This window comes from Mycolicibacterium setense, from assembly GCF_000805385.1.
In the GTDB taxonomy this organism is placed as follows: domain Bacteria; phylum Actinomycetota; class Actinomycetes; order Mycobacteriales; family Mycobacteriaceae; genus Mycobacterium; species Mycobacterium setense.
This window is the reverse complement of the sequence record NZ_JTJW01000006.1, coordinates 343,139-358,630: the sequence shown is the minus strand read 5'-3', so window position 1 is coordinate 358,630 and position 15,492 is coordinate 343,139. Positions and strand designations below refer to the sequence as shown.

15 protein-coding genes and 2 tRNA genes are annotated in these 15,492 nt (G+C 66.8%); 6 read left to right on the top strand and 11 right to left on the bottom strand.

The genetic code is table 11. From position 1 onward, the window contains the following. Window positions 1-30: 30 nt before the first annotated feature. From QQ25_RS12385 to QQ25_RS12365, 5 genes are all read right to left on the bottom strand, one after another. A tRNA-Glu gene (locus QQ25_RS12385) sits at window positions 31-103 on the bottom strand. A gap of 68 nt (window positions 104-171) precedes the next feature. Further along, window positions 172-246: transfer RNA gene (locus QQ25_RS12380), tRNA-Gln, on the bottom strand. 141 nt (window positions 247-387) lie between these two features. Then, window positions 388-1,848, bottom strand: a complete 1,461-nt coding sequence (gene gltX / locus QQ25_RS12375; RefSeq protein WP_039378951.1) for a glutamate--tRNA ligase — start codon at window positions 1,846-1,848, stop codon at window positions 388-390. A 4-nt stretch (window positions 1,849-1,852) separates the two neighbouring features. Continuing rightward, window positions 1,853-2,653, bottom strand: a complete 801-nt coding sequence (locus QQ25_RS12370; RefSeq protein ID WP_039378950.1) for a fumarylacetoacetate hydrolase family protein — start codon at window positions 2,651-2,653, stop codon at window positions 1,853-1,855. 60 nt (window positions 2,654-2,713) lie between these two features. Continuing rightward, window positions 2,714-3,886 carry an alpha/beta hydrolase family protein gene (locus tag QQ25_RS12365; protein ID WP_082017564.1) on the bottom strand — a complete coding sequence of 391 codons (1,173 nt, stop codon included), beginning with the start codon at window positions 3,884-3,886 and terminating at the stop codon, window positions 2,714-2,716. Between the two features lie 85 nt (window positions 3,887-3,971). Here QQ25_RS12365 and QQ25_RS12360 point away from each other — a divergent pair, with 85 nt between their 5' ends. Beyond that, window positions 3,972-5,162 carry an MFS transporter gene (locus tag QQ25_RS12360; protein ID WP_039378948.1) on the top strand — a complete coding sequence of 397 codons (1,191 nt, stop codon included), beginning with the start codon at window positions 3,972-3,974 and terminating at the stop codon, window positions 5,160-5,162. A 63-nt stretch (window positions 5,163-5,225) separates the two neighbouring features. Here the strand turns inward: QQ25_RS12360 and QQ25_RS12355 are convergent, their stop codons facing one another. From QQ25_RS12355 to serA, 3 genes are all read right to left on the bottom strand, one after another. After that, a complete protein-coding gene (locus tag QQ25_RS12355) occupies window positions 5,226-5,837 on the bottom strand; it encodes a dihydrofolate reductase family protein (protein ID WP_039318765.1) in 612 nt (203 codons plus the stop codon). A gap of 111 nt (window positions 5,838-5,948) precedes the next feature. Beyond that, on the bottom strand, window positions 5,949-6,962 hold the full coding sequence (locus tag QQ25_RS12350) for a 3-isopropylmalate dehydrogenase (RefSeq protein WP_039378946.1): 1,014 nt from the start codon (window positions 6,960-6,962) through the stop codon (window positions 5,949-5,951). After that, window positions 6,959-8,545 carry a phosphoglycerate dehydrogenase gene (gene serA / locus QQ25_RS12345; RefSeq protein ID WP_039318763.1) on the bottom strand — a complete coding sequence of 529 codons (1,587 nt, stop codon included), beginning with the start codon at window positions 8,543-8,545 and terminating at the stop codon, window positions 6,959-6,961. Before serA ends, QQ25_RS12350 begins: the two co-directional genes overlap by 4 nt. Window positions 8,546-8,605: 60 nt before the next feature. Between serA and QQ25_RS12340 the strand changes: the two genes are divergently transcribed. From QQ25_RS12340 to QQ25_RS12320, 5 genes are all read left to right on the top strand, one after another. Next, the gene (locus QQ25_RS12340; protein WP_101906302.1) at window positions 8,606-10,036 is read left to right on the top strand and encodes a phytoene desaturase family protein; all 1,431 of its coding nucleotides are present in this window, start codon (window positions 8,606-8,608) and stop codon (window positions 10,034-10,036) included. Next, on the top strand, window positions 10,033-10,644 hold the full coding sequence (gene wrbA / locus QQ25_RS12335; protein ID WP_039318761.1) for an NAD(P)H:quinone oxidoreductase: 612 nt from the start codon (window positions 10,033-10,035) through the stop codon (window positions 10,642-10,644). Before QQ25_RS12340 ends, wrbA begins: the two co-directional genes overlap by 4 nt. Window positions 10,645-10,752: 108 nt before the next feature. Beyond that, window positions 10,753-11,028, top strand: a complete 276-nt coding sequence (locus QQ25_RS12330; protein WP_131546153.1) for a hypothetical protein — start codon at window positions 10,753-10,755, stop codon at window positions 11,026-11,028. A 135-nt stretch (window positions 11,029-11,163) separates the two neighbouring features. Continuing rightward, window positions 11,164-11,502, top strand: a complete 339-nt coding sequence (locus tag QQ25_RS12325) for a hypothetical protein (RefSeq protein ID WP_039318758.1) — start codon at window positions 11,164-11,166, stop codon at window positions 11,500-11,502. A 90-nt stretch (window positions 11,503-11,592) separates the two neighbouring features. Next, the gene (locus QQ25_RS12320) at window positions 11,593-11,931 is read left to right on the top strand and encodes a hypothetical protein (protein ID WP_039378942.1); all 339 of its coding nucleotides are present in this window, start codon (window positions 11,593-11,595) and stop codon (window positions 11,929-11,931) included. Window positions 11,932-12,005: 74 nt separating this feature from the next. Here the strand turns inward: QQ25_RS12320 and ilvC are convergent, their stop codons facing one another. From ilvC to QQ25_RS12305, 3 genes are read right to left on the bottom strand one after another with little or no spacing between them, the layout of a single operon-like run. Then, window positions 12,006-13,019 carry a ketol-acid reductoisomerase gene (ilvC, locus tag QQ25_RS12315; RefSeq protein WP_029111412.1) on the bottom strand — a complete coding sequence of 338 codons (1,014 nt, stop codon included), beginning with the start codon at window positions 13,017-13,019 and terminating at the stop codon, window positions 12,006-12,008. A gap of 54 nt (window positions 13,020-13,073) precedes the next feature. Beyond that, window positions 13,074-13,586, bottom strand: a complete 513-nt coding sequence (gene ilvN / locus QQ25_RS12310; protein ID WP_019343133.1) for an acetolactate synthase small subunit — start codon at window positions 13,584-13,586, stop codon at window positions 13,074-13,076. Beyond that, on the bottom strand, window positions 13,586-15,448 hold the full coding sequence (locus QQ25_RS12305) for an acetolactate synthase large subunit (RefSeq protein ID WP_039378941.1): 1,863 nt from the start codon (window positions 15,446-15,448) through the stop codon (window positions 13,586-13,588). The genes ilvN and QQ25_RS12305 overlap by 1 nt, the downstream gene beginning before the upstream one ends. Window positions 15,449-15,492 lie beyond the last annotated feature (44 nt).

The window sequence follows — 15,492 nt, the reverse complement described above, 5'->3', positions numbered from 1 at the left end:
GTTCGTGAGAACTGGGCGCTTCTACTTCTGTACCCCCGATGGGATTCGAACCCACGCTACCGCCGTGAGAGGGCGGCGTCCTAGGCCGCTAGACGACGGGGGCTAGAACTTCCGGGTGGTCAGCATAGCTCAGGCAATCGTGCTCGCCTAATCCATCTGAACCCGTCCGGATGGCTGGGGTACCAGGACTCGAACCTAGAATGGCGGTACCAGAAACCGCTGTGTTGCCAATTACACCATACCCCAATAATTGCCCATCACCGCAGGTCAAGGGCAATTTCGATCCGATCGGCTCAGCGGGGGCTTCCCCGTTTCACTTTTCGGGCCGACGAGCAGACTACCAAAGATTTTCGGCTCTCTTTACCAAGCCCCGTCACTCCCGGGGGTTCACAGCGTGGCCCGGGCGGCCCGCAACCGCTCAAGGCTGCGGTCGACGCCCAGCAGTTCCATCGACTCGAACAGCGGCGGGCTGATCGTCGAGCCCGTGACTGCGACGCGGATAGGTCCGAACGCCTTACGTGGCTTGAGTTCCAGACCGTCCAGAAGCGCCGCCTTGAGCGCTGCCTCGATGTTGGCGGTGTTCCACTCGCCGACCTCCTCCAAGGCGCTCAGCGCGGCGTCCAGGACCGGTGCGGCCTCCTCGCGCAGCTCCTTGGCCGCGGCCTTCTCCTCGATCTCGTAGGACGTGTCGTCGAAGAACTTCAGCAGGCCCCAGGCATCGCCGAGTACGACGATGCGGGTCTGGACCAACGCGGCCGCCTCGGCGAATGCGGCCTCGTCCAAACCGGTGTCGTGCCCGTGGGCGTCAAGATAGGCGCGCAGCCGGGCGGTGAAATCGTCGGGCGTGAGCAGCCGGATGTGCTCGGCGTTGATCGCGTCGGCCTTCTTCTGGTCGAACCGCGCCGGGTTGGAGTTGACGTCTGCCACGTCGAACGCGGCCACCATCTCGTCCAGGCTGAACACGTCGTGATCGTCGGCGATGCCCCAGCCCAGCAGCGCCAGGTAGTTCAGCAGCCCCTCCGGCAGGAAGCCGCGGTCGCGGTGCAGGAACAGGTTCGACTGCGGATCGCGCTTGGACAGCTTCTTGTTGCCATCGCCGAGAACGCTTGGCAGGTGGGCGAATTCAGGAACCCGCTCGGCCACGCCGATCCTCATCAGCGCCCGGTACAACGCGATCTGCCGCGGCGTCGAGGGCATGATGTCCTCGCCGCGCAAGACGTGGGTGATCTTCATCATCGCGTCATCGACCGGATTGACCAAGGTGTACAACGGGTCCCCGTTGGCGCGCGTGATCGCGAAATCCGGCACCGAGCCCGCCGGGAAGCTCACGGGCCCGCGCACCAGATCGGTCCAGCCGAGGTCTTCGTCGGGCATGCGCAGCCGCAGCACCGGCTCACGCCCCTCGGCGACGAACCGCGCCCGCTGCTCGTCGGTGAGGGTGCGGTCGAAGTTGTCGTAGCCCAGCTTGGGATTTCGACCGGCGGCGATGTGCCGGGCCTCGACCTCCCCCGGTGTCGAAAACGCCTCGTAGACCTCGCCTGCCTCAAGCAGGCGCGCGATCACGTCCCGATAGATCTCGCTACGCTGCGACTGCCGGTACGGCTCGTACGGGCCACCGACCTCGGGCCCCTCGTCCCAGTCGAGGCCCAGCCAGCGCAGCGCGTCGAGGATCGCCGCGTAGCTCTCGTCGCTGTCACGCGCTGCGTCGGTGTCCTCGATGCGGAAGACGAAGGTCCCGCCGGTGTGCCTGGCGTAGGCCCAGTTGAACAGCGCGGTGCGGACCAACCCGACGTGCGGGGTGCCGGTGGGCGACGGACAGAACCTCACCCGGACATTTGACGCCGTCATTCTATTACTTTCCTTTTCGCACAACGGGATTGGTAAGGGTGCCGATGCCTTCGACGGTGACGCTCACGGTGTCCCCGTCTTCGATCGGGCCGACGCCTTCGGGTGTTCCGGTGAGGATCAGATCGCCCGGCAGCAGCGTCATCACCGCCGAGACCCACTCGACGATGGCGCCGATGTCGTGGATCATCAACGAGGTCCGGCTGCGCTGGCGAACTTCGCCGCCGGCGCTGCCGGCATTTCCACGAGTGACCTCGGTACGGATCTCCAGGTCCGACGGGTCGAGATCCGTGACGATCCACGGACCCACAGGGCAGAAGGTGTCGTGCCCCTTCGCCCGCATCCACTGGCCGTCCTTTGCCTGCTGGTCCCGCGCCGAGATGTCGTTGGCGATGGTGTAGCCCAGGATGTTCTCGGCCGCACGTGCGGCGGGCACGTCCTTGCACGGCCGGCCGATGACGATCGCCAACTCGCCCTCGTGGTGGACGGGATTGGCGTCGGCCGGCAACTGGATCGCCACGTTTGGTCCGATGATCGCGGTGTTCGGCTTGAGGAAGATGACCGGGTCCTCGGGAGCTACCGCGCCCATCTCCGCGGCGTGGGCCTCATAGTTCTTGCCCATGCAGATGACCTTGCTGGCGAGGATGGGTGCCAGCAGGCGGACGTCGGCCAGCGGCCAGCTCCGCCCGGTGAAGTTGGGATTACCGAACGGATGCTCGGCGATCTCTTTGCAGACGGCATCGGCACCGTCGCCTTCGACACTGACGAAAGCGACGCCGTCGGGACTGGCGATTCGACCTAGGCGCATTTTGACCAGGGTAGTGCGCAGCCTCCTACCACCAGCGCTGACGCCTCCCGTCCGGTTTCGTCAGCCCGCGAACGCCGCTGCCAGAAACGGCGTGGAATCCGGAAGCGACGCCAGCACGGTGCCGGAGTGGTCCTCGTCGGGATACACCTTGAGGGTGACGTCCTGGCCGTTGGCCCGAAGCTGGTCGTCGAGCTGCAGCGTCATGTTCGGCGGGACATCTCGATCCTGAAGCCCGACACCCAGGAAGATCGGCCGGTCATAGCCGCTGGTCGGCGTGCCGAGGTAGGCATCGAGAGCTTCGGCCGCGCCGGGCAGGGTGGCCAGCGGGGCGCTGAAGAACCCGGTGGGCGTCATGCCGGTGAGCTGTTGATCCAGTTCCGGTTTGCACAGCGTCTCGGCCTTGTCGACCGCGGCCAGCCCGGCCGGGGTCAGCACGCTGTCGACATCGATGTCGGGGCGGGCCTCCCGGAACCCGGCCAGGATGTAGCCCGTGTAGCTGTTGGCCGCGGGCCCCAGGTTAGGCGGCAGCGCCATGTCGGGCCCTGACTGTTTGACGATGCTCTCGACATTGAACGGCGTGCCGGTGGCCACCACGCCGCGGTAGTCCAGACCGGTGCCGCGGCTGAATTCGGTGGCCCAGCGCGCGCTGTTGACCGCGGCCCCACCACCTTGTGACTGACCGACGATGGCCCATCTCGGCGACAACGGCAGTTCCATGTGGTGCATCGCGATCACCGAGTCGACGACGCTGTGGGCGGTGGCCACGCTGTTGAGGTAGCTCATCAGCCCCGGCGTTCCCAGCCCGGCGTAATCGGAGCCGACGACGGCGTAGCCCTGGTCGAGCCAATGCGTGAGGTACTGCGCGTCCCTTGCGCTGCGCGGCTGCGCCGACGGTGCGCAGTCGTCACCGAGTCCGACGGTGCCGTGGGCCCAGGCGATGGTCGGCCAGCCGCCTTCGGGCGCCTCACCGTGTGGAATCAATACCGCTGCGGTGCTGAGGGCAGGCGAATCATGTTGATCGACGGTCGAATACAGGATGCGGTAGGCGCTCGCCGCACCTGGCACCGACAATTCGGGATCCAGCGGCACCGCCTCGATCAGGGTGCCGGCCGCCGGAATCGGTGCGTCGTGGTGACGGGCATCCAGGCCCGACCAGTTCGGCGCAGCTGCCGATGTCGGTGCCGTCACAAGTCCACATATCAGCAAAACGGTTGCCGCAAACCACAACTTCACGGTCACAGCCTAAGCGAGCGGGTCTGCGTCTCATATATTGAGATCACAATTCAATATGATGGGACATCCGTGAAACGATGTTCACATGCCGGTTTCGTCGATCAGCACGTTGCGCCGTTGGTCGATGTTGGCGATCGCGTTGACCGCGACCACATGTGCCAACGTCTTCATCAACGGCGCGGCGTTCCTCATCCCCACCCTGCACGCCGAACTCGGCCTGGATCTGGCCAAGGCCGGTCTGCTGTCGTCGATGCCGAGCTTCGGGCTCGTGATCACCCTGATCGCCTGGGGCTACGTCGTCGACCGCGTCGGTGAACGGATCGTGCTGACGGTGGGCTCGGCGCTGACCGCCGCCGCGGCGTTCGGCGCGGCGGCAGCGCATTCCCTGGTCGCCGTCGGAATCTTCCTGCTGCTGGGCGGAATGGCTGCGGCCAGCAGCAATTCGGCGAGCGGGCGCGTTGTGGTGGGCTGGTTCCCGCCCGAACAGCGCGGGCTGGCGATGGGAATCCGGCAGACGGCAACGCCTTTGGGTGTCGGCTTGGGCGCCTTGGTGATTCCGCGCCTGGCCGAGAGCCACGGCACCGCGACGGCGCTCCTGTTCCCGGCGGCGGCGTGCGTGCTGTCAGCCGTCATCTGTGCCGTGGGCGTGCTGGATCCGCCACGACTCCCCCGCCACGAGGCACCGGCCGAACACCTGGCCAACCCGTACCGCGGCTCAAACGTGTTGTGGCGCATTCACGCCGTGTCGGTGCTGCTGGTGGTCCCGCAGGGCATGGTGTGGACGTTCACCCTGGTGTGGTTGATGAGCGACAGAGGCTGGTCGGCCGCCTCGGCGGGCACGCTCGTGACGGTGGCCCAGTTACTGGGTGCGGCAGGGCGAATCGCCGCCGGAAGGTGGTCCGATGTCGTAGGTCAACGGTTGCGGCCCATCCGGACCATCGCATTGGCGGCGGCAGCCACGATGGCGCTGCTGGCGCTCACCGACTGGCTGGGGTCTCCGATCAGTGTCGCGCTGATCGTGATCGCTTCGGTGATCACCGTGTCCGACAACGGTTTGGCCTTCACGGCCATCGCCGAGATCGCCGGCCCGTTCTGGAGCGGGCGTGCGCTGGGCACGCAGAACACCGCACAGCATATGGCGACCGCCAGTGCGGCACCGTTGTTCGGCGCTCTGATCGGGGTGGCCGGCTATCCGGTGGCTTTCGCGGTGTGTGCGTTGTTGCCGCTGCTGGCGGTGCCCCTGGTTCCAGCCGATGCGGTGCGCGAAGATCAATAGTCCCGATCCGGTGCGCGAACAGAACTAGCCGCGTGAGCGCTTGCGCGAACAGGACCAGGCGGTCTACTGCACCTCGCTCATATCCCCCGTCGCGGGTGTGCCGTCGGCGAGGCCGTAGCGCAGGTACACGATGCCGTTCGGACTGGCCACCGGCGGTTGCAGCAGTGTGACGTTGGTGGGCACCGCGCCACCGTCGAACACTTTCTTGCCGGCGCCCAGCATGATCGGGTGTATCCAGAGGTCGAGTCGGTCGAACAGTTTCTCCCGCAGGAGCGTCTGGACGAAGTTCAGGCTTCCGACCACCTTCACGCGCTCATGCCTGTCCCGGATCTCGCGTACGGCCCCGGCCAGATCGGGCCCCACTTGTGTAGCGCCGGCCCATGAGAGATCGGGATTTCCGCGCGAGGCCACGTATTTCGGGATGCTGTTGAACAACGTGCCGAATTCGTCGTCCTGCTGCGGCCAGTAGGCGGCGAAGATGTCATAGGTTCGCCGGCCGAGCAGGAGCGCGTCGGTGCCCTCGTACGCGGAGCCGACCTGTGCGCCGGACACCTCGTCGATCAGCGGTGCCTGCCAGCCGCCGAAGGAGAATCCGATCGGATCTTCGTCGGGGCCGCCGGGCGCCTGCGCGACGAGATCTAGCGTTGCGAATATTTCGATCTCGATGAGTCCCATGCCCATACAGACCCGGCGGCGTCGGCAGACTCATCGCGCCCACATCGAGCGTGCGCTGAGAGCGCCGAAATGTCGAAAATCCCGCTCTCAGCGCACGCTCGGCGCAAAGAATTACAGCAGAGACAAGATCCGCTCGCCGACCTCGCTGGTCGAGAGCTTCGTGTCACCCCGGGTGGCCAGGTGCTCACCGACAGCCTTGTCGACCCGCGCCGCGGCGTCGGTTTCCCCGAGGTGGGTCAGCAGCAGCGCCACGCTCATCACCGCGGCGGTCGGGTCGGCCAGACCCTGCCCGGCGATGTCGGGGGCGCTGCCGTGTACCGGCTCGAACATCGACGGGTTGGTGCCCGTCGCATCGATATTTCCCGATGCGGCCAAGCCGATACCGCCGGACACCGCAGCCGCCAAGTCGGTGATGATGTCGCCGAACAGGTTGTCGGTGACGATCACGTCGAACCGGCCGGGATCGGTGACCATGTGGATGGTCGCCGCATCGATGTGCTGGTAAGCCGTCTCGACGTCCGGGTATTCCACACCGATCTCATCGACGGTGCGCTTCCACAGCGAGCCGGCAAACGCCAGCACGTTGTTCTTGTGCACCAGGGTGAGGTGATGACGAGGCCTTCGCTGCGCCAACTCAAAGGCGTAGCGCACCACACGCTCGACACCGAAGCGCGTGTTGGTGGACACCTCGGTGGCGACCTCGTGCGGGGTGTCCACCCGGATGGCGCCACCGGTTCCGGTGTACGGACCTTCGGTGCCCTCGCGCACCACCACGAAGTCGATCTCCGGGTTGCCGGCCAGCGGGCTGGACACCCCGGCGAACAACCTCGACGGTCGCAGGTTCACGTGGTGGTCCAAGGCAAACCGCATGTTCAGCAGCAGTCCGCGCTCGAGCACCCCGCTGGGTACAGAGGGATCACCGATGGCGCCCAACAGGATTGCGTCGTAGCCCTTGAGCTCGTCGACGAAGCCCTCGGGCAGAGTCTCTCCGGTCGCGTGGTAGCGCCGCGCGCCCAGGTCGTATTCGGTGCGGTCCACACCGGGCAGGACCGCGTCGAGCACCTTGAGCGCCTCGGCGATGACCTCGGGCCCGATGCCGTCACCGGCGATTACAGCGAGTTTCATGACAGGTCGACCACTTCCAGCGTCGTGGCGTCGACCGCGGCGGCGATCGCGGCACGCACGTCCTCGGGCACATCGGTGTCCAGGCGCAGCATGACGATGGCGCTGTCGCCGTCGACGTCCTGGCTGAGCTGCGCGGCCAGGATGTTGACGTTCGCCCCGCCGAGCAGGGTGCCGATCTTGCCGAGCGCGCCCGGCTGATCGTTGTAGTGGACGATCAGGTTGTAGCCCTCGGCCCGCAGGTCGAAGTTGCGTCCGTTGATCTGGACGATCTTTTCGACCAGTTGCGGCCCGGACAGGGTGCCCGCGACGTTCAGCGAGCTGCCGTCGGCGTGCACGACGCGCACATCGACCACGCTGCGGTGGTTCGGGCTCTCGGTGGCGGTGCTGATCTCGGAGGCCACTCCACGGTCGGCGGCCAGCGTCGGCGCGTTGACGAATGTCACCTGCTCGTCGACCACCGCGGAGAACAGCCCACGGAGTGCCGACAGGCGCAGGATCTCGACGTCTTCGGAAGCCAGCTCGCCGCGCGCCTGCACCGACAGCGACACGGGAGCCGCATCGGACAGGGCGCCGGCCAGCAGCCCGAGCTTGCGCACGAGGTCCAGCCAGGGAGCCACCTCTTCGCCGACGGCTCCGCCGCCGACGTTCACGGCGTCCGGTACGAATTCGCCGGCCAGCGCGAGCTTCACGCTGGCGGCCACATCGGTACCGGCCCGGTCCTGCGCCTCGGCGGTCGAGGCGCCCAGGTGCGGGGTCACGACGACCTGCGGCAGCTCGAACAGCGGGCTGTCGGTGCACGGTTCGGTGGAGAAGACGTCCAGGCCGGCAGCGCGCACGTGGCCGCTGGTGATCGCGTCGGCCAGGGCCTGCTCATCGATCAGGCCACCGCGGGCGGCGTTGACGATGATGACGCCCGGCTTGGTCTTGGCCAGGTTCTCCTTGCCGAGCAGGCCGGCGGTCTCCTTGGTCTTGGGCAGGTGCACCGAGATGAAGTCGGCGCGGCCGAGCAGCTCGTCCAGCGGCAGCAACTCGATACCGAGCTGGGCGGCGCGGGCCTGCGAGACGTAGGGGTCGTACGCGACGATGTGCGCGCCGAAGGCGGCCAGGCGCTGAGCGACCAGCTGGCCGATGCGGCCCAGGCCCACGACGCCGACCGTCTTGTCGAAGATTTCGACACCGGAGAACGACGACCGCTTCCAGGTGTGATCGCGCAGCGTCGCGTCGGCGGCGGGGATCTGCCTGGCCGTGGACAGCAGCAGGGCCAGGGCGTGCTCGGCGGCGCTGTGGATGTTGGAGGTGGGCGCGTTGACCACGAGCACGCCGCGGGCGGTCGCGGCGTCGACATCGACGTTGTCCAGGCCGACACCCGCGCGGGCGACGATCTTGAGCTTGGGGGCCGCGGCGATGACCTCGGCGTCCACCGTGGTGGCGGAACGCACCAGCAGCGCATCGGCTTCCGGCACGGCGGCGAGCAGCTTCTCGCGGTCCGGACCGTCGACCCACCTGACCTCTACCTGGTCACCGAGCGCGGCGACGGTCGATTCCGCGAGCTTGTCGGCAATCAAAACAACGGGAAGACTCACGCGGACAGCCTAATGTGTGGGCCCTACCACAGCCGAACCGCGTGCGGTGTACTGATGGGCGTGGACCTCACCGTCGTCGGCAGCGGCCCCAACGGGCTGTCCGCCGCTGTCATCTGCGCCCGGGCCGGGCTGTCGGTACGCGTGATCGAGGCGCAGCCGACGCCGGGCGGCGGTGCCCGTACGCTGCCCGACCCGGAATTCCCCGGTGTCAGCCACGACATCTGTTCGGCGGTGCACCCACTGGCGTTGGCGTCGCCGTTCTTCGCCGCCTACGACCTGACCGCGCGCGGGGTGCGCCTGGCCGTTCCCGAGATCTCCTACGCGAGTCCGTTGCCGAACCGGTCCGCGGCGATCGGCTACCGCGACATCGAGCGCACCTGTGCCGAATTGGACTCCGGAGATTCCTGGCGTCGGCTGCTGGGCCCGCTGGCCGACGACTGTGATGGCGTGGTGGGCCTCATCCTCGGCGACAAACGGTCGATACCCCCGTCGCTGGGCGCGGCGGCGCGCGTCGCACCCCGGCTCCTGGCCCAGGGCACCCCGCTGTGGCGGTCGCTCAGGGGTGAGGATGCCCGGGCACTGTTCAGTGGTGTTGCCGCACACACGATCTCAACCATGCCGTCCTTGGTTTCGGGAGGCGCCGGCTTGATGCTGGCGACTCTGGGACATGCAGTTGGATGGCCTATTCCGATCGGCGGCTCCCAGGCCATCCCCGACGCGTTGCTCGCCGATCTCACCGCACATGGGGGTGAGCTGATCGTCGGACAGGAAGTCATCGAGCCGCCGGGCGGCGTGGTCATCTACGACACGGCACCCACCGCCCTGCTGTCGATCTACGGCAAGGCCCTGCCGTCGCGCTATGCGCGGGCATTGAGCCGTTACTCCTACGGGCCGGGGGTCGCGAAGGTCGATTTCGTGCTGAACGGCGAGATTCCTTGGCATGACCCACGTCTGGCTCAGGCGCCGACGCTGCACCTGGGTGGCAGCCGGGCACAGATGGCGCTGGCCGAGTCCGAAGTCGCGGCGGGGCGCCATGCCGAGTGGCCCATGGTGTTGGCCGCACTCCCCCACGTCGCCGACCCGTCCCGCATCGACGACGCCGGCCGCCGCCCGCTGTGGACCTACGTTCATGTGCCCAACAACTCCACGCTGGACCTGGCCGAAACCGTGACCGCGATCTTCGAACGGTTCGCTCCGGGCTTCCGCGATCTGGTGGTCGGGGTACGCAGTGTGCCCGCGTCGCGGATGGACGAGCACAACGCCAACCTGGTCGGCGGCGATATCGGTGTCGGCGGGAACAACATGGCCAGCGCGCTGCTGGGGCCGACTCCGCGGTTCAACCCATGGACCACACCGATTCCCAAGGCCTACCTGTGTTCGTCGGCCACGCCTCCCGGCGGCGGTGTGCACGGGATGGCCGGGTTCTATGCGGCCCGCACCGTGCTGAAACGCGAGTTCGGCATCACGGACGTGCCTAAGCTGGCGCCATGACCAACCCTGCACCCAAGGTCGCCGTCGTCTACTACTCCGCGACCGGCCACGGCACCACCATGGCCCGGCGCGTCACCGCCACGGCCGAGGCGGCGGGCGCCGAGGTGCGGTTGCGGCCTGTCGCCGAGACCGCCGACCCTGAGTCGTTCGCCCACAATCCGGCCTGGACCGCCAATTACCAAGCCACCAAGGACCAACCGAGCGCCACCGGTGACGACATCGTGTGGGCCGACGCGGTGATCTTCGGCTCGCCCACCCGGTTCGGTTCTGTCGCTTCGCAATTGCGAGGCTTTCTGGATTCGCTCGGCGGCTTGTGGTCACAGGGCAAGCTCGCCGACAAGGTCTATGCCGGGTTCACCTCGACCAATACCCCACATGGCGGACACGAGACCACGCTGCTGACGCTGTACGTCACCCTGATGCACTGGGGCGGGATCATCGTGCCGCCGGGCTATACCGATCCACTCAAGTTCGTCGACGGCAACCCGTATGGCGCGAGCCTGATCGCCAACCACGACAACATCGGCGAATTCGACGATGCCACCTACGACGCGCTGGATCACCTGGCCCGTCGTGTGGTGGCCGTTGCCGCGCGGCTGGGTGCGTAAGGAGCCTCCGACGTGGTGGTCCGATTCACGTAATGACGCCAGGGCCGTGCGCCGGCGTTCTACAGTCGACTTGGTCAAGCCTTGGATTCAAATCGAGGAGGTGACGAAGTGTCGACTCGATACCTACAGCAAGTGGCGGCCACCTGCGGAGCGGCCATCGTGTTGGCGGTGGTCGTGTCCTGCGACTCGGGGAAACCCATGCCGAACATCGAAGAGGACGTCACGATCCCGCGGATGACGATCGGCGAGACGATCACGGGTGAGCCCGAAGTCCCGGCCGGTGACACTCAAGCCCCGACGACGCCGCCGACAACGCCCCAGACGCCGAAGGCCACGCCGCCGGTCAGCGCGACCCCGCCACCGGACTTCGGCCACCCGCACTGACCGCCGCTGCGTCCTGCAGCGTGTTTGCCCGCCCAATGGCCATTGTGATCTGGGTCACGTAAAATTGTGGGCAAGCGCTATCCGCGCGCTTACCGGCCTGGCATCGACCAGCGGGCCACAACCAGAGGACCGGCAATGATGGTGCACAAGGCGACGCGGCTGAAGTTGGTGCTCGGTGGAGTCGCCGCGGCAGGTTCGCTGGCATTCGCCGGACTGTGCGTTCCGGCGGGAGTCGCATTCGCTGCGCCGGGCGATCCCGGTGGCGGCGGCTATGCAAACGACAGCGCAGGTGGCGGGTTCGCGACCGGCGAGGCCGGCGGCGCATACTCGCGCGACGCGGCCGGGGGCGGGTATGTGCGCGGCGAAGCCGGGGGCGGGTACGCGACCGGGGACGCCGGCGGAGCCTGGTTCCGGGAAGCATGTGAGGCCGCGCAGAACGGCGAGGGGCCGGCACCCATCGGCTGCGCCAGCTGAGCTGAACCACACGACATCGGGCGGTCGAAAGCACCCGCCCGCCGAAAACTGCTGCGCCACAGCCCTGCCGGGAGCAATTAGATTTGAGCGGTGAGCAGTGGCATCGCGCGGTTGGTGGGGTCTGTCCCCCATACCGATCGGATCATGAAGTTGTTCGCGGTAGGCGACATGGAGCTCTACCACGTGAGCCCCCCGTTGCACGGCTACAACGTCGTCGCCGCCTCTCAGCAGTTGTGGGCCATGCGCGCGCAGTACATCCATCCCGACGGCCGGATCGAGCCGCCGGAGCCCGACGACCCGGTGTCGACCGAGCTCTACGGCGTCGTCGGCGAAGGTCTGCAGATCGACAGCACCGAGAAACTTCCGGGCAGCGCCGATGGCAGAAGTGTGGTCCGCACGCTGGCCGCGATGGGCTACACGATCATCTAGAAATGCCGAAAGGCCAGTTATTGCACGCTTTTTCGTGGTTCGCGTGCAACAACTGGCCAGTCGGCGTCTGAAATCTAGGCCGTTTCGGTGATCGGCCGGTCGACCCAGCTCATCAGGTCGCGCAGCTTCTTGCCGGTGACCTCAATGGGATGCTCGGCGTTGGCCTTGCGCAGGCCCTCGAGCTCCTTGTTACCGCCCTCGACGTTGGCGACCAGCCGCTTGACGAAGGTGCCATCCTGAATGTCCTTGAGGATGTCCTTCATCCGCTCTTTGGTGCCGGCGTCGATGACACGCGGTCCGGACAGGTAACCGCCGAACTCCGCGGTGTCGGACACCGAGTAGTTCATGCGGGCGATACCGCCCTCGTACATCAGATCGACGATGAGCTTGAGCTCGTGCAGCACCTCGAAGTAGGCCATCTCCGGGGCGTAGCCCGCCTCGACCATGACCTCGAAACCGGTCTTCACCAGTTCCTCGGTGCCACCGCACAACACGGCCTGCTCACCGAACAGATCGGTCTCGGTCTCTTCCTTGAAGGTGGTCTTGATGACGCCGGCGCGGGCACCACCGATGGCGGCGGCGTACGACAGCGCCAGGGCCTGGCCCTCACCCTTGGGATCCTGATCGACGGCGATCAGACAGGGCACACCCTTGCCGTCGACGAACTGGCGGCGCACCAGGTGGCCGGGGCCCTTCGGGGCGACCATGCCGACGGTGACGTTGGCCGGCGGCGTGATCAGGTCGAAGTGGATGTTGAGGCCGTGACCGAAGAACAGCGCGTTGCCGTCCTCAAGGTTGGGCTCGATGTCGTTCTTGAAGATCTCAGCCTGCGCGGTGTCGGGCGCGAGCACCATGATCACGTCGGCCCACTTGGCCACCTCGGCCGGGGTGTCGACCTCGAGGCCCTGCTCCTCCACCTTGACGCGGGACTTCGAGCCCTCTTTCAGGCCGACCTTGACCTGGACGCCCGAGTCGCGCAGCGACAGCGAATGCGCGTGCCCCTGGCTGCCGTAGCCGATGACGGCGACCTTGCGACCCTGGATGATCGACAGGTCCGCGTCGGCGTCGTAAAACATCTCAACTGCCATGCGAAATTTTCCTTCTCTTTCTAGCTCTACAGCCGATAAACGTACTTGACGTGCTTACTTCACTGCGCTGATCCCACGGGGTCCGCGCGAGACCGACACCATGCCGGACTGTGCGATCTCGCGAATACCGTAGGGCTCCAGGACCCTCAGCAGGGCCTCCAGCTTCTCCGGGGTGCCGGTTGCCTCGACGGTCAGAGACTCGGTCGAAACGTCGACGACCTTGGCGCGGAACAGGTTCACCGCTTCGATGACCTGCCCTCGGTTGCTCGCGTCGGCACGCACCTTGATCAGCGCGAGCTCGCGGGACACCGAGTTGTCGTCCTCCTGCTCGACGATCTTGATCACGTTGATCAGCTTGTTGAGCTGCTTGGTGATCTGCTCCAGCGGCGATTCCTCGACACTGACCACGATCGTCATCCTGGACATGTGCTTCTGCTCGGTGGCACCGACAGCCAGGGACTGGATGTTGTAGCCGCGCCGCGAGAACAGCGACGCCACTCGGGCGAGAACGCCGGGCTTGTCCTCGACCAGCACCGACAGGGTGTGCGTGGGGGTGGTGTTGCTCATCAGGCGTGCCCCTCGGCGTCGTTCTCGTCGAACAGCGGCCGGATGTCCCGGGCCGCCATGATCTCGTCGTTGCTGGTACCGGCGGCGACCATCGGCCACACCTGCGCGTCGGCGCCGACGATGAAGTCGATCACGACCGGGCGGTCATTGATGGCCCGGGCCTGGTTGATGACGTCCTCGACATCCTCGGCCCGCTCGCAGCGCAGCCCGACACAGCCGAGCGCCTCGGCCAGCTTGACGAAGTCGGGGATCCGGCGCGAGTGCGTCGCCAGATCGGTCTGGCTGTAGCGCTTTTCGTAGAACAGCGTCTGCCACTGCCGAACCATGCCCAGATTGCCGTTGTTGATCAACGCCACCTTGATCGGCGCGCCCTCGATGGCGCAGGTGGCCAGCTCCTGGTTGGTCATCTGGAAGCAGCCGTCGCCGTCGATGGCCCACACCTCGGCTTCGGGGCGCGCGAACTTGGCGCCCATGGCCGCCGGGACGGCGTAGCCCATGGTGCCGAGGCCGCCCGAGTTCAGCCAGGTTTTCGGATTCTCGTATTTGACGAACTGCGCGGCCCACATCTGGTGCTGGCCCACGCCGGCCACGTACACCGCCTCGGGTCCGGCGATCTGGCCGAGCTTCTCGATGACGTACTCGGGGCTCAGGCTGCCGTCACTCTGCGGGCCGTAGCTCAGCGGGTAGGTCGACTTGAGGCCGGACAGGTACTCCCACCAGCTGTCGAGTTTCAGTGCGGCGCTTGTGATTCCGTCGCGGCGCAGCACCTCGATCAGGTCGGTGATGACGGCCTTCACGTCCCCCACGATCGGCACGTCGGCGTGCCGGTTCTTGCCGATCTCGGCGGGGTCGATGTCGGCGTGGATCACCTTCGCGTCAGGGGCGAAGGTGGACAGCTGGCCGGTGACCCGGTCGTCGAACCGGGTACCCAGCGCGATCAGCAGATCGCTGCGCTGCAACGCACCCACAGCGGCCACGGTGCCGTGCATGCCCGGCATACCCAGGTGCTGCGGGTGGCTATCGGGGAACGCCCCGCGGGCCATCAGCGTGGTGACGACCGGGATGCCCGTCAGTTCGGCCAGTTCGAGCAGTTCGGCACTGGCCTCGCCTCGGATGACACCGCCGCCGACATAGAGCACCGGCTTGGCGGCCGCGGCGATCAGCTTGGCCGCCTCACGCACCTGACGGCTGTGCGGCTTGGTGTTGGGCTTGTAGCCGGGCAGGTCCATCTGCGGAGGCCAGGAGAAGGTGCACTGGCCCTGCAGGATGTCCTTGGGAACGTCGACGAGCACCGCGCCCGGGCGGCCCGAGCGGGCGATGTGGAAGGCCTCGGCCATCACCTGGGCGATGTCGTCACCGTTGCGCACCAGGAAGTTGTGCTTGGTGATCGGCATGGTCATGCCGGTGATGTCGGCTTCCTGGAAGGCGTCGGTGCCGATCAGGCTGCGACCCACCTGCCCGGTGATGGCCACCACGGGGATGGAGTCCATCTGGGCGTCGGCCAGCGGCGTGATCAGGTTGGTCGCGCCCGGACCCGAGGTCGCCATCATCACGCCGACCTTGCCGGTGGCGTGGGCATAGCCGCTGGCCGCGTGGCCGGCGCCCTGCTCATGGCGAACCAGCACGTGGCGTAGCTTCTGCGAGTCGAAGAGCGGGTCGTAGACCGGCAACACGGCGCCGCCGGGGATACCGAACACGACGTCGACACCGAGCTCTTCCAGCGACCGGACGACGGCCTGGGCGCCGGTGAGTTGCTGCGGTGCAACCCGATTGGGCTGTGCCGAATCTGACTTGGACTTGGCTGCGCCGTTGGCAGGCGCTGCTCCCGACCGGGCTGGCGGTCGCGTTGTCGGTGCGCTCACGATGTCCTCTTCACGGTCCTATTCACGTTCCTTTTCAGGAAATC

Coding starts and splice junctions, on each gene's coding strand:
- gltX (WP_039378951.1), bottom strand. CDS start 1,848: ATGACGGCGTCAAATGTCCGGGTGAGGTTCTGTCCGTCGCCCACCGGC.
- QQ25_RS12370 (WP_039378950.1), bottom strand. CDS start 2,653: ATGCGCCTAGGTCGAATCGCCAGTCCCGACGGCGTCGCTTTCGTCAGT.
- QQ25_RS12360 (WP_039378948.1), top strand. CDS start 3,972: ATGCCGGTTTCGTCGATCAGCACGTTGCGCCGTTGGTCGATGTTGGCG.
- QQ25_RS12355 (WP_039318765.1), bottom strand. CDS start 5,837: ATGGGACTCATCGAGATCGAAATATTCGCAACGCTAGATCTCGTCGCG.
- QQ25_RS12350 (WP_039378946.1), bottom strand. CDS start 6,962: ATGAAACTCGCTGTAATCGCCGGTGACGGCATCGGGCCCGAGGTCATC.
- wrbA (WP_039318761.1), top strand. CDS start 10,033: ATGACCAACCCTGCACCCAAGGTCGCCGTCGTCTACTACTCCGCGACC.
- QQ25_RS12325 (WP_039318758.1), top strand. CDS start 11,164: ATGATGGTGCACAAGGCGACGCGGCTGAAGTTGGTGCTCGGTGGAGTC.
- ilvC (WP_029111412.1), bottom strand. CDS start 13,019: ATGGCAGTTGAGATGTTTTACGACGCCGACGCGGACCTGTCGATCATC.
- ilvN (WP_019343133.1), bottom strand. CDS start 13,586: ATGAGCAACACCACCCCCACGCACACCCTGTCGGTGCTGGTCGAGGAC.